Origin of the sequence: Dyella sp. EPa41, assembly GCF_016586165.1 — a bacterium.
Classification (GTDB): domain Bacteria; phylum Pseudomonadota; class Gammaproteobacteria; order Xanthomonadales; family Rhodanobacteraceae; genus Dyella.
In genome coordinates this window covers 44,582-57,213 of record NZ_BCPR01000007.1, presented here as the reverse complement: position 1 = coordinate 57,213, position 12,632 = coordinate 44,582, and the positions used below count along the sequence as shown (strand labels likewise).

The 12,632-nt window shown below is 64.6% G+C and carries 10 protein-coding genes; 3 read left to right on the top strand and 7 right to left on the bottom strand.

What is annotated here, in order from left to right; translation table 11 throughout:
- Positions 1-118 precede the first annotated feature (118 nt).
- Positions 119-790, top strand: a complete 672-nt coding sequence (locus JMF82_RS04105) for a response regulator transcription factor (RefSeq protein ID WP_201313267.1) — start codon at positions 119-121, stop codon at positions 788-790.
- 45 nt (positions 791-835) lie between these two features.
- Here JMF82_RS04105 and JMF82_RS04100 read toward each other — a convergent pair whose 3' ends face one another.
- The gene (locus JMF82_RS04100; protein ID WP_201313266.1) at positions 836-4,303 is read right to left on the bottom strand and encodes a PAS domain-containing hybrid sensor histidine kinase/response regulator; all 3,468 of its coding nucleotides are present in this window, start codon (positions 4,301-4,303) and stop codon (positions 836-838) included.
- Positions 4,304-4,412: 109 nt separating this feature from the next.
- On the opposite strand from JMF82_RS04100, the gene JMF82_RS04095 reads away from it, so the two are divergent.
- The gene (locus JMF82_RS04095) at positions 4,413-5,057 is read left to right on the top strand and encodes a 4'-phosphopantetheinyl transferase superfamily protein (protein ID WP_201313265.1); all 645 of its coding nucleotides are present in this window, start codon (positions 4,413-4,415) and stop codon (positions 5,055-5,057) included.
- A gap of 72 nt (positions 5,058-5,129) precedes the next feature.
- Positions 5,130-5,873: a pyridoxine 5'-phosphate synthase gene (locus JMF82_RS04090; protein WP_201313264.1), complete on the top strand. Its 744-nt coding sequence runs from the start codon at positions 5,130-5,132 to the stop codon at positions 5,871-5,873.
- A 207-nt stretch (positions 5,874-6,080) separates the two neighbouring features.
- Here JMF82_RS04090 and JMF82_RS04085 read toward each other — a convergent pair whose 3' ends face one another.
- The 6 genes from JMF82_RS04085 to gyrB all read right to left on the bottom strand — a co-directional run bounded on the left by JMF82_RS04085 (position 6,081) and on the right by gyrB (position 12,603).
- Positions 6,081-6,497 carry a biopolymer transporter ExbD gene (locus JMF82_RS04085; protein WP_038622740.1) on the bottom strand — a complete coding sequence of 139 codons (417 nt, stop codon included), beginning with the start codon at positions 6,495-6,497 and terminating at the stop codon, positions 6,081-6,083.
- A 5-nt stretch (positions 6,498-6,502) separates the two neighbouring features.
- Positions 6,503-6,916 (bottom strand): biopolymer transporter ExbD, encoded by a 414-nt coding sequence (locus JMF82_RS04080; RefSeq protein ID WP_201313263.1) that lies wholly within the window; start codon positions 6,914-6,916, stop codon positions 6,503-6,505.
- An 11-nt stretch (positions 6,917-6,927) separates the two neighbouring features.
- Positions 6,928-7,674 (bottom strand): MotA/TolQ/ExbB proton channel family protein, encoded by a 747-nt coding sequence (locus JMF82_RS04075; protein WP_074549498.1) that lies wholly within the window; start codon positions 7,672-7,674, stop codon positions 6,928-6,930.
- Positions 7,675-7,723: 49 nt separating this feature from the next.
- Positions 7,724-8,383 (bottom strand): energy transducer TonB, encoded by a 660-nt coding sequence (locus JMF82_RS04070; RefSeq protein ID WP_201313262.1) that lies wholly within the window; start codon positions 8,381-8,383, stop codon positions 7,724-7,726.
- A gap of 201 nt (positions 8,384-8,584) precedes the next feature.
- The gene (locus tag JMF82_RS04065; RefSeq protein WP_201313261.1) at positions 8,585-9,874 is read right to left on the bottom strand and encodes a tetratricopeptide repeat protein; all 1,290 of its coding nucleotides are present in this window, start codon (positions 9,872-9,874) and stop codon (positions 8,585-8,587) included.
- Between the two features lie 314 nt (positions 9,875-10,188).
- Positions 10,189-12,603 carry a DNA topoisomerase (ATP-hydrolyzing) subunit B gene (gene gyrB / locus JMF82_RS04060; RefSeq protein ID WP_201313260.1) on the bottom strand — a complete coding sequence of 805 codons (2,415 nt, stop codon included), beginning with the start codon at positions 12,601-12,603 and terminating at the stop codon, positions 10,189-10,191.
- Between the last annotated feature and the right edge of the window lie 29 nt (positions 12,604-12,632).

Here is a 12,632-nt window from a genome sequence, read left to right as displayed (position 1 = left end):
ACACTCTTTGTGCCCCAAGTTTCCGCACTCATGAAGGCATCCATGAAGAAGCCCGGAAGAGCACGCTGGGCGCGCGGCTTTCGCTATTCCCTATTCTCCATTCCCGATTCGCTACCACATGCCTGATGTCCTGATCGCCGACGACCATCCGCTCTTTCGCGACGCGCTCCAGCGTGCCGTGGTGGCTGCCGTGCCTCATGCCAGCGTGCATTGCGCCGACAGCGTGTATTCCCTGCTCGGCCTGATCGAGCAGTATCCCGACGCGGAACTGCTGCTGCTCGACCTGCACATGCCGGGCGCACGCGGCTACTCGGCATTGGCGCACATCCGCGGCCAGTTCCCCGGCCTGCCGACCATCGTGGTCTCGGGCCATGAAGACGTGCAGGTCGCCCGCCGCGCGCTCGCGCACGGCGCATCGGCGTACATTCCGAAATCCACGCCGGGTGAAGACATCATCACCGCCATCCGCAAGGTGCTCGATGGCGATGTGTGGCTGCCGCACCAGTTCGTCGGCGGCGGCATGGAGCTGAAACCCGATGAGGCGGCCGTGGCCGATCGCATCGCCACGCTCACGCCGCAGCAGTTCCGCGTGCTCACCATGATCGCCGAAGGCCTGCTCAACAAGCAGATCGCCTATGACCTTGGCGTCTCCGAAGCGACGGTGAAGGCGCACATGACGGCCATCATGCGCAAGCTCGGCGTGAACAACCGCACCCAGGTCGCGCTGGCCGCCAGCCACCTCGCCATCGACCAGGAAGCGCTGCCGCCGCTACCGGATGACGACGAATAACCGCTGCCGTTTGCGCACCCGGCGCTCGATCGCCCCACCTCTCGCCTAAGCCGGCGTCTGCCTCCGCACCAACGCCGTCAACAACGCCCGCAACGCCGCCGGCCGCACCGGCTTGTGCAGGATCGGATAACCCAGGGCGCGCGCCCGCTGCTTCAGCTCGCTGCTGCCGTCGGCGGTGATCATCGCCACGGGCGGCAACTCCTCGACGCTGCCGCGCAACTGCTCCAGCGCCTGCAGGCCATCCGTGTCATCGCTCAGGTGGTAGTCGGCGAGGATGAGGTCGATGCGCCCGCGCCGCAGTTCCTGCTGCGCCTGCGCCGCGTCGAGCGCGGTGCGGCAATCCACGCCCCAGCGCTGCAGCAAGGCGCGCATGCCGTCGAGAATCGATGGATCGTTGTCGAGGCACAACACGGTCAACGGCAACTGCTCGTTGGGCAGCGGATGCACCGAGGTACGGCGGCGCGACACGGCGCTTTCCGCGCGCGGCACACGCACGGCGAAGCGGCTTCCCTTGCCTTCGCGCGATTCCAGTTCCAGCGTGTGGTGCAGGATGCCGGCAATACGCTCGCAGATCGACAGGCCAAGGCCAAGACCCTTCTCGCCCCACGGTGACGGGCGATCAAGGCGCTGGAACTCGCCGAAGATGCGTGCGCGTTGCTCTGCCGCAATGCCCGGCCCGGTGTCCCATACCTCGATGCGCACGTCGCCTCCCACGCGCCGCGCGCCCACGAGGATGCTGCCCGTGGGGGTATAGCGCAGCGCATTGGAGATGAAGTTCTGCAGGATGCGGCGCAACAGTTGCGGGTCGCTGCGCACGGCGAGTTTCGTCGGCACCACGCGCAGGCGCAGGCCGCGTTGCTCGGACAGCACCGCGAACTGCGCCTTCAGCGAATCGAACAGGTCGGACAACGCGATGTTGCTGATGTCCGCGCGATAGCTGCCGGCATCGAGCCGGGACGTATCAAGCAGCGCATCGAGCAGATCCTCCGCTGCCCGGAACGAGGCATCGATGCGTTCGGCAAGCTGCCCTGCTTCGGCGTCCAGGCCGGGATGCTGCCGCAACGCCGCCGTGAAGAGTCGCGCCGCGTTCAACGGCTGCAGCAGGTCGTGGCTTGCCGCGGCGAGAAAGCGCGTTTTCGATGCGTTGGCCATCTCCGCGTCGCGTCGCGCGTTGGCGGTGGCACTGAGCGCTTCGCTCAATTCGGCCGTGCGTTGATCGACGCGCTGCTCCAGGTTTTCGTTCGCCTCGATCAAGGCCTGCTCGGCATGCTTGTACGCGGTGACATCCGTATAGGTGGTGACATAGCCACCGCCCGGCAGCGCGCGGCCACGCATCTCGATCACCGTGCCATCGGGACGAATGCGCTGGAACAGGTGCGGCGAACCGGCACGCATGTGCCCGATGCGCTTGGCCACGTGCGCTTCCACCTCGCCCGGACCGCATTCGCCGTGCTCCGCATTCCAACGGATCAGGTCAGCCACCGGCACGCCGACGTAGACCATGCCATCGGGATAATCGAACAACTCGAGGTAGCGGCGGTTCCACGCCACCAGCCGCATGTTCGCATCGACCACGCTGATGCCCTGGGAAACATTTTCCAACGTGGTGGAGAGCAGCTCGCGATTGAAGCGAAGCTCCTGCGAAGCTTCGTCCATCAGCGCCATCGCTTCGGCGATATCCAGGCCCGAGCCGGACAATGCCCCCATCAGGATGCGACGTGCACTCGCCGCGCCTACCGCCGAGGCGAGCAGGCGCTCGGTGTACTGGATGAGCGCGCGATCGGCGGCTTCGCCCGATTGCAGGGGTTTGCCGCGGCGATCGGCGTAATCGTCGAAAGCGCGCTGGCTGGTGCGCTCGCCCACGATGCGCTCGGCAATCGTACGCAGGTCGGCAACGGCGACGCGACCGCGCCAGTCGCCTGCGCCACGACTGTCGATCGCATAGGGATCGATGAACATCGCCGCGTGCAGTCGTTCTTCGAGATTCGGCCGGAAACGCAGCGAAACGAAGATCAGGCACGCCACGTTCACCAGCAGCGACCAGAACGTGCCATGCATCACCGGATCCCAGCCGCTCAAGTGGAACAGCGCCTGCGGCTGCAGCCAGCTGAGTCCCATGGGGCCGGTTTCCAGCCATGTGGCCGGCCGGCTCATGGCGGGAACCAGCAACGTATAGGCCCACACCAAAAAGCCCGCGGCCAGGCCGACCGCCACGCCCTTGCGGCTGGCACTGCGCCAGTACAGCGCCGCCACGATGCCGGGTGCGAACTGCGCGACCGCGGCAAAGGCGAGCAGGCCCGTGTCGGCGAGGCTCGTGGTATCGGCGACGAGGCGGTAGTAGAGATACGCCATGGCCGCCAGCGCGATGATCGCAATGCGGCGCACCAGCAACACCAGCTGCGACAGGTCGGCGCGTTCGTCGAGCCGGAAGCGCCGCACGCGCAGCAGCATCGGCATCACCAGGTCGTTGCTGATCATGGTCGACAAGGCCACCGACGCCACGATCACCATGCCGGTGGCTGCCGAGAAACCACCGAGGAAGGCGAGCAACGCCATGCCGCGATCGCCGTAGCTCATCGGCAGCGTGAGTACCCAGGCATCCTTGTTGCCGCCGAGTACCTGGGGAAGCTGCAAGCCTGCGGCGACGATCGGCAATACCGCCACGCTGATCAGCACCATGTAGGCCGGAAACAGCCAGCGCGCGCGGGAAAGGTCGGAGGGGTCCTCGCACTCGACCACGCCGATCTGGAACTGCCGCGGCAGGCAGAACATCGCGCAGAACGCCAGCAGGGTCTGCGCGAGGAAGCCTGGCGATACGCCCTCGGAAATCTGCTGCAGGGGGAGCTGCGCCGTGGCCTCCAGTCCCGGGCCACGCCACAGCGCGTAGCCTGCAAGCGCGACGAAGGTCATCAGCTTGATCAGCGATTCCACCGCAATCGCGAGCATCATGCCGTGGTGATGTTCGGTGGCGTCGATCGTGCGCGTGCCGAACAGGATGGCGAAGGTCGCCAGCAGGATCGCGCACCACAACGCGCTGTCACCGAACTGCGTGGCGCCCGGCGCGCCCATGCCGCCAAGCACCGAGTAGGACATCGCCACGGCCTTGAACTGCAGGGCGAGGTAAGGCACCACCGCGATGACCGCGATGATCGCGACAAGCGCGGCCAGTCCATGCGACTTGCCGAAGCGGGCGCCGATGAAGTCGGCGATCGAGGTGATGTTGCGCTGGCGCGCGAGCAGCACCAGGCGACGCAGCAAGCCGAAGCCAAACACGAACAACACGACCGGGCCGAGGTAGATCGGCAGGTAGCTCAGCCCTTCGCGCGCCGCCGTGCCCACCGCGCCGTAGAACGTCCAGGACGAGCAATACACGGCGAGCGCAAGGCTGTACACCAGCGGGCGCAGTCGGGGCTGGCGCGGATACAGCGGGCGCCGGTCGCCGGCATAGGCCACCACGAACAGCAGGCCCACGTAGAGCAGTGACACCAGCAGCAGCAGCCATCCGGCGATCAAGCGGCGGTACTCCGTAACAGGGCTTCCGTGCCGTGGCTAGACCAGGCGGCGCGCATGACGGAAACCGTCATGCTTGTAAGTATCGCCATACACCCGGCAACATGAGGGGATGATGACGACGGACGGCCAGACGCCAGCGAAAGTAGCAGAGCGGCTGGGCGATGACGAGATACACGTGTGGCGGCTGGCCTACGACCATCACCGGGGTCGCGAACCGCTGATCCGCATGCTGGCCGCCTATCTCGGGCAACCGGTGGAAGCCGTGCAGCTCGAGGATTCACCGCACGGCCGGCCGGCGCTGGCGGGCGCGCACCGCGATGCCTTCGCGTTCAACTGGACGCACAGCCACGACGAAGCCTTGATCGCCATTGCCCGCGGAATCTCCCCGGGCGTGGACCTGGAACGGATGCGCCCGCATCCCAAGGCGCTGCCGATTGCGCGCCGCTATTTCAGTCCCGACGAGACGGCCTCGCTGGAAGCGCTGCCCGTGGAGCTGCGTGACCGCGCCTTCCTCGAACTGTGGACCGCCAAGGAAGCCGTGCTCAAGGCGCTCGGGCGTGGTCTCGCTTTCGGCCTGCATCGCTTGAGCATCAGCGGCTCTTCCGAGTGGCCCGTGCTCGGTCGCCTCGAAGGCCACGAAGCCGGGCAGTGGCAGCTGCATCGACTGGCACTCGATGGTGATCACGTCGGTGCATTGGCCTGGCAGGGCGAGCCACGACGCGTACGCCTGTGGACACTTGCCGGCGCCGATTGATCGGCGCACTGTTTCCAACCCGCCGCCGCTATGGCGCCTCACACCGCTACGCCTGCGAGTACTGTTCCTCTCATGACCCTGCTCAGCGTCAATCTCAACAAGATCGCCGTGCTGCGCAATTCGCGCGGCGGCACCGAACCCGACATGCTGCGCGCCGCGCATACCTGCATCGATGCCGGTTGCGGCGGCATCACCGTGCATCCGCGTCCCGACCAGCGGCACGTGCGGCCCGATGATGTCCGCGCCCTCGCGGCAATGCTGCGCGGGCGCGTCGAGTACAACATCGAAGGCAATCCGTTCGCGCCGGCACGCGGCTCCTATCCAGGCCTCATTGCCCTGGCGCGCGAAGTGCGGCCCACGCAGGTGACGCTGGTTCCGGACAGCGACGGCCAGATCACCTCCGACCACGGCTTCGACCTTGAACGCGACATCGACACGCTGCGTCCCATCGTGGCGCAACTGTCGGAGATCGGCTGCCGCGTCAGCCTGTTCGTCGATGCAGGTGCGACCGGCTTCGACGCGGCCGCCGCCATCGGCGTGCAGCGCATCGAGATCTACACCGGTCCCTACGCCCATGCGTTCGCCAGCGGCGATGTGCAGGAAGCACTCGAGCGTTGCGCGGATACGGCGCGCCGCGCGCAGCACGCGGGTCTGGCCGTGAATGCCGGCCACGATCTCAGCCAGGCGAACCTGGGCACCTTCAAGGCCGCCATTCCGGGCCTTGCCGAAGTGTCGATCGGCCACGCGCTGATTGGCGAGGCGCTGTACGAAGGCCTCGCGACGACCGTGCGCAATTACCTGCAGATACTGCGCTGAGTCTTTTCTCCGGCCATGGCATGCCGATCGCGCACTGGGTGCGCTCCCACATGGGCACCGCCACCCTGTAGGAGCGCACCCAGTGCGCGACCGGCCCGCCCACGTTTGGCCATCCAAACGTCCAGCGCAAACTTTCAGCGCGCCAAAAAAGAAACCCCCGCACGAGGCGGGGGCTCTAAGGGTAGTGTTACTGCGTTTACAGCGAAATCACTGACCTTCGGTGAAGCCGATCTTGGTCAGGCCGTAGCTCTTCGCATCGGCCAGAACGCGGGCGACGTGCTCGTAGGCAACGCCATCGTCCGCATTGATCTGCACTTCCGGCTGCTTGGCCGGATCGCCCAGACCACCAATCACCGCCAGCTGCGCCTTCAGGCCCAGCTCGTCCACCGGCGTATCGTTCCAGTACAGCGCACCGGACTGGTCGATCTTCAGGCGAACGGGTTCCGGCGGATTTTCCGGCTGGACCACATTCGGGTTCGGCTGCGGAAGATCGATCTTCACCTTGTGGGTAAGCATCGGTGCCGTGATCATGAAGATGATCAGCAGCACCAGCATCACGTCGACCAGCGGCGTGACGTTGATGTCAGCCATCGGCCCCTTGCCACTTCCAGAACTAAATGCCATGACTGTTACTCCTTGCCGGTCGTAATGAAACCGACATGGACCATGCCCTGTTCCTTGGCGCTGGCCAGGATCTTCTTCACGACCTTGTATTCCGTGGTCTTGTCCGCGCGGATCTGCAGCTCGGGCTGCGGCGCCTTCGACGCCGCAACCGCAAACTGTGCCTTCAGCTCTGCCTCGGTGACTTCGATGTCGTTGAGGTAAAGCGTGCCATCCGGCTTCACGGCCAAGTCCATCGGCTCCACCGGCTCGTTATCCGAAACCTTCGGATTGGCGGTCGGCAGATCCACCGTGATTCGGTGAGACATCAGCGGTGCCGTGATCATGAAGATGATCAGGAGCACCAGCATCACGTCGACGAGCGGCGTGACGTTGATTTCCGACATCGGGCCGCCGGAATTATCTCCAGTGCTCATCGCCATGGGTCAGATCCTCACTTGCCTTCGACGCGAGCGCCGGTGGCGAAGAAGTCGTGCAGGTCGTGCGCGAACTCGTCGAACTGAGCGTAGGTCAGGCGATTCGAACGGTTGAAGAAGTTGTAGGCAAGCACGGCCGGGATGGCGGTGAACAGACCGAAGGCGGTCATGATCAGAGCTTCACCCACCGGACCGGCCACGGCTTCCATCGAAGCGTTGCCCGACGCGGAGATCTTGATCAGCGCGTGGTAGATGCCCCACACGGTACCAAGCAGACCGATGAACGGTGCCGACGAACCGACCGTGGCGAGCAGGGTCAGGCCGCCTTCCAGGCGCAGGCTCTCGCGAGCGACGGCCTGGCGCAGGGCGCGATCGATGAACTCGGAGCGGCTCAGCGACTCGGCGAGGCGACCACCGCCGGCCGAAGCCTGCTGATGGTGGGCGACGGCCGAAGCGGCGTCGAGAGCGATCTTCGAGAACGGTTCACCCTTGGGCTGGGCTTCCAGCTCACGGATGGCGTCCTGGGTCGAACCATTCGACCAGAAACCGTTGATGACCTTGTCGGCGCGACCGCGAACCATCGAGTTGCGGATCGCGTTGGCGACGATGAAGTACCAGGAGGAGAAGGACATCACCACCAGCACCACGAACACGATCCAACCGAGGAAATCGAAGTTGTGGATGAGGTGGTCGAAGCCCATCGACTTCATGGCTTCGGCGTTGGTGGTACCGCCCGCGGGGGCCGGAGAAGTTTGCAGGAACATAACGCTACCCTTGGAAAGTCAAGCGTGAACTGATTGACCGTAACCGGAGTTACAGCTGATTGAGATTAAAGTTAACCGGGACGCGGACATAGCCTTCCGTCTTCTGTCCGTTCCTGATGTTCGGATTGAAGCGCCACTTGCGCGCCGTTTCAATCGCGGCCTGATCCAGCTCGCGGTAACCGCTGGACGTTTCCACCTTGATGTCCTTGGGCGAACCGTCCACGCCGACCAAGATCATCAACGTAACCGTGCCCTCGTGACGCTGGCGAATCGCCTGCGGCGGATACTTGGGCTGAATACGGCTGTTGTAGCTGATGTCCTGACTGGCGGTGATGTCCGCTGGCGGAGCCGGGGGAGCAGGCGGAGCCGGCGGCGGTGCCGGGATGGCGTTGGTCGACGCTTCCTCGACAGCCGGCGGCGGAGCCGGCGGCGGCGGTGTCGGCGGCGGCTTGACCTGCTGGATGATCTTCGGCGGCGGCTGCTTCGGCGGCTCCGGCGGCGGCGGCGGCGGGGGCGGCGGCGGCGGCGGTGGCTCGATGAAGTTCACCTGGACGGTGCGTTCCTTTTCCTTCTGCACCTGCTTCGGCGGTGCCATAGGCGCCACCAGCAACAGGAACGCGAACGCATGCAGCGCAATGGCTACGGCCAGCGCCCAGGTACGCCTCCAATTGAACGGCCCTTGGCCGGTTGCTTCGTTACTTGAGGCCATCTGTCACTATCTGGAGCTAATCAATCGGTGAGCCGTGGTCACAGCATCCGGTGGCAATATCGATCCAATAAAGGGATGACATTTGCCACTGGACGAGAGCACGGAAAGGTTTCAACGGTACAACAGCACATGGCATTTGTATAGCACTTGTGAGGCGGGCAAATGGACGTCTATCCGCCTCTCAATGGCTATGCGTATGCCTTACTTACTCACTGTCGGCGACTTCAGCCAAGCCTTGGCTTTTGCTGAGGTTTCTGGATCCTGTGCCGCTTTCTCCATGGCTGCGATCGTGCCCGGCTTGTCCTTCAAGCCACGGCACGCTTCGGCCAGCAACATATAAGCAGTGCCCTTGTGCTGCACGCCCTTGTCGATGCCCTGTTGGATGAGGCTCTTGGCCTCGCTGTACTTGTTGTCCTGGATGAGCAGCTGGCCGGCGCGGATGTTCGCCTCGCCGTCCTTCGCCAGCGGGATCGCCTTCTGGTAGGCGGCCAGCGCGCCCGAGGTGTTGTCGGACATATAGGAGGCGGCGCCCAGCAGCTCGTAGTTCTCGGCGGTCTGGGTCACCACGCCCTTGCTCAGGCCTTCCTGCAGGGTGGCGGCGGCCTTGGCTGCCGGACCCTTCTGGTCATCGCCGTTCTGGCCCGTGATCAGGTAGAGCTTGGCGAGGTTGACGTAGTCCTTCTCGCTCTTGAGCTGGCCGTTGGCCTTGGCCTTCTCCATCAGCGTGATCGCTTCGGGATACTTCTGGGCCTGCATCAGCACGGCCACCGCGTTGTTCAGCGCGTTGGGATCGTTCGGGTTGGCGGACAGCTGCTGCTGCGCCACCTGGGCGGCCTGGTCGCCCTGGCCGGATTCCGAGTAGCTGGCCATCAGGATCTGGTTCCAGCTGTCGTTCGGCTTGTCGGTCATCGACTGCGCCTTCTTGATGGCGGCAATCGCTTCGGGGTACTTCTCGAGGCGGTAGTAGGCATTGCCTTCCAGCGCATACGAGTCGGCGGTTTCCTTCTTGCCCTCGGCGCGCCACTTGGCGATCGTGTCGAGCGCCGGCTGGTACTGCTCATCGGCCAGGTAGAACTGGGCGAGCATGTACTCGAGCTGGAAATAGGTGTCGTTCGGCATGACGCCGTTGTCGAGCGCACGCTTCAGCAGGTCGATGGCGCCCTTCACGTCGCCGTCGTTGTAATGGATGCTGGCCAAGCCCTGCAGGGCGAGCGCCTGGGCGTACTTGCTCTTGCTGCCATCGGCGATCGGCTGGAGGATCTGCGTCGCCTTTTCCTTGTCCTGGTTGTTGACTGCGTCGAGGCCTTCGTTGATGGCCTTCTGGTCCTTCTCGCTGGTCAGGTCCAGCTTGGGTTCCGCGCGGGTGGCGTTGGGATACAGCGCTTCCTTCTTTTCCTTGGAAGAGCTGCTGCCCGCAATGACCGGGGTGCTCACCACGGCCAGGGCCAGCGCCGTACCGGCAAGCAACTTGATCAGGGGAACACGCTTCATGGCAGTCCTCGGTGTAAGGTTTTCACGCGCCAACGACGCGGGGGATCGCTGAGCGTAACCTGACTCGGCGGCAGATAACAAGTCGCAATGCCACAACAAAGATTGTTAAGAATCAATAAGTTGAACCATACGGTAGCGACTGGTTCTGATTTTCAAGCCGGCAGACCCTGTAAGCCGTGACTTTTTGCCCTGGAAAACCGTCGGTTAGTCCGTATGGCGGCGTACGTTAACGTGCTAATGCGCTAATACAAAACGGCAAAAGGAAACCGGTGTGACAGCCATCGCATGACGGCTGCCAACACCGGCGCGGTCGATCAGATATCCAGGTTCGCCACCTTCAGCGCGTTCGCCTCGATGAAGTCGCGACGCGGCTCCACCGCCTCGCCCATCAACATGGAGAACATCTGGTCGGCGGCGAAGGCGTCCTCGATGCCCACCTGCAGCATGCGGCGCGTCTCCGGGTTCACCGTGGTTTCCCACAGCTGTTCCGGGTTCATTTCGCCCAGACCCTTGAAGCGCTGGATCATGCGGCCCTTCTTGCCCTCGTCCAGCAGCCAGTTGCGGGCTTCGGCGAAGTTGAGTACGCCGCGCGAACCGTTGCCGCGGCGGACCACGCCGCCTTCCTGCACCAGGCCGGAAAGCTGCTGGCTGGCCTGCAGGATGGCGCGGAACTCGGTGCCTGCAAAGAACGGCTGCGGCAGCAACCAGGTATGGCTGAGGCCGTGCTGGTCGCGCACCACCTCGATGGCAGCCGGCTGGTCCTCGGTGGCCTTGCGCAGGCCAAGGCGATAGCGCGGCTTGCCCAGGCCGCTGGCCGCCAGGCGCTGCTCGACACCGGCGAGCCAGCCGAGCATGGCGGGCTCTTCCGTCCACAGCGCGTTGTCGATCGGCGGGTGCTCCAGCAGCGCCGTGAGCACGTTGGCGTCGAAGCGATGGCCCAGGCGTTCGATCTGGTCGAGCGCAGCCTGGTAGTCGCGCAGCAGCTTCTCGAGCGCCTCGCCGGTGATCGGCGGCGCATCGGCCGAATACTGCAGCTCGGCGCCATCCACGGCGGTGGAGACCAGGTACGCGTTGAGCGCCGAGTCGTCCTTCAGGTACATCTCGTTCTTGCCCTGCTTGATCTTGTACAGCGGCGGCAGGCCGATATAGACGTGGCCGCGCTCGATCAGCTCGGGCATCTGGCGGTAGAAGAACGTCAGCAGCAGGGTGCGGATGTGCGAGCCGTCCACGTCCGCGTCGGTCATGATGACGATGCGGTGGTAGCGCAGCTTGTCCGGGTTGTACTCCTCCTTGCCGATGCCGGTGCCGAGCGCGGTGATCAGCGTGCCGACTTCGGCGGAGGACAGCATCTTGTCGAAGCGGGCCTTCTCCACGTTGAGGATCTTGCCCTTCAGCGGCAGCACGGCCTGGGTCTTGCGGTTGCGGCCCTGCTTGGCCGAGCCGCCTGCGGAGTCACCCTCGACCAGGAACAGTTCGCACAACGCGGGATCCTTCTCCTGGCAGTCGGCCAGCTTGCCCGGCAGGCCGGCGATGTCCAGCGCGCCCTTGCGGCGGGTCATCTCGCGGGCCTTGCGGGCCGCTTCGCGGGCACGGGCCGCATCCACCACCTTGGAGGCGATGGCCTTGGCTTCGTTGGGGTGCTCCAGCAGGAACTCGCCCAGCTTCTCGTTGACGGCCTGCTCCACCGCGGTCTTCACCTCGGAGGACACCAGCTTGTCCTTGGTCTGCGAGGAGAACTTCGGGTCGGGCACCTTCACCGACAGCACGGCGATCAGGCCTTCGCGCATGTCGTCGCCCGACAGCGCGACCTTGGCGTTCTTGGCCAGGCCTTCCTTCTCGATGTAGCCCTGCAGCGAGCGCGTCAGCGCCGCGCGGAAGCCGGTGAGATGGGTGCCGCCGTCGCGCTGCGGGATGTTGTTGGTGAAGCAGTACATCGTTTCCTGGTAGGCATCCGTCCACTGCATCGCCAGTTCAACCGAAATGCCCTCCTGCATGGCGCTCAGGCTGATCACGTTGGGATGCAACGCGGTCTTCAGCTGGGCCAGGTGCTGCACGAAGGACTTGATGCCGCCCTCGTAGGCGAAGCGGTCGCTACGCCCTTCCCCGCGCTCGTCCTTCAGGTCGATGGTGACGCCCGAATTGAGGAACGCCAGCTCGCGCAGGCGCTTGGCCAGGATGTCGTAGTGGAATTCGATGTTCGAGAACGTGTCCGTGCTGGGCAGGAAGCGCACGGTGGTGCCGCGCTTGCTGGAAGGGCCCACTTCCTTGACCGGGTACTTGGGTTCGCCCAGCGAGTATTCCTGCTGGTATTCCTTGCCCTCGCGGCAGATGGTCAGCCACAGGTGGGAGCTCAGCGCGTTCACCACCGACACGCCCACGCCATGCAGGCCGCCGGAGACCTTGTAGGAGTTGGCGTCGAACTTGCCGCCGGCATGCAGCACCGTCATCACCACTTCGGCGGTGGAGCGGCCCTCTTCCGGGTGCATGTCGACCGGGATGCCGCGGCCGTTGTCGGTGACGCTGACCGAGCCGTCTTCCAGGATGGTGACGGTGACGTGGTCGCAATAGCCAGCGAGGGCTTCGTCGATGGAGTTGTCGACGACTTCGAACACCATGTGGTGAAGGCCGGTACCGTCATCGGTGTCGCCGATGTACATGCCCGGGCGCTTGCGCACCGCTTCCAGACCTTTCAGAACCTTGATGTTGCTCGAATCGTAGGATGCGTTCATTCGTCGACCGTTTCCTGGGCGCCAGTTCC

Coding starts and splice junctions, on each gene's coding strand:
- JMF82_RS04105 (WP_201313267.1), top strand. CDS start 119: ATGCCTGATGTCCTGATCGCCGACGACCATCCGCTCTTTCGCGACGCG.
- JMF82_RS04095 (WP_201313265.1), top strand. CDS start 4,413: ATGATGACGACGGACGGCCAGACGCCAGCGAAAGTAGCAGAGCGGCTG.
- JMF82_RS04090 (WP_201313264.1), top strand. CDS start 5,130: ATGACCCTGCTCAGCGTCAATCTCAACAAGATCGCCGTGCTGCGCAAT.
- JMF82_RS04085 (WP_038622740.1), bottom strand. CDS start 6,497: ATGGCATTTAGTTCTGGAAGTGGCAAGGGGCCGATGGCTGACATCAAC.
- JMF82_RS04080 (WP_201313263.1), bottom strand. CDS start 6,916: ATGGCGATGAGCACTGGAGATAATTCCGGCGGCCCGATGTCGGAAATC.
- JMF82_RS04075 (WP_074549498.1), bottom strand. CDS start 7,674: ATGTTCCTGCAAACTTCTCCGGCCCCCGCGGGCGGTACCACCAACGCC.
- JMF82_RS04070 (WP_201313262.1), bottom strand. CDS start 8,383: ATGGCCTCAAGTAACGAAGCAACCGGCCAAGGGCCGTTCAATTGGAGG.
- JMF82_RS04065 (WP_201313261.1), bottom strand. CDS start 9,874: ATGAAGCGTGTTCCCCTGATCAAGTTGCTTGCCGGTACGGCGCTGGCC.
- gyrB (WP_201313260.1), bottom strand. CDS start 12,603: ATGAACGCATCCTACGATTCGAGCAACATCAAGGTTCTGAAAGGTCTG.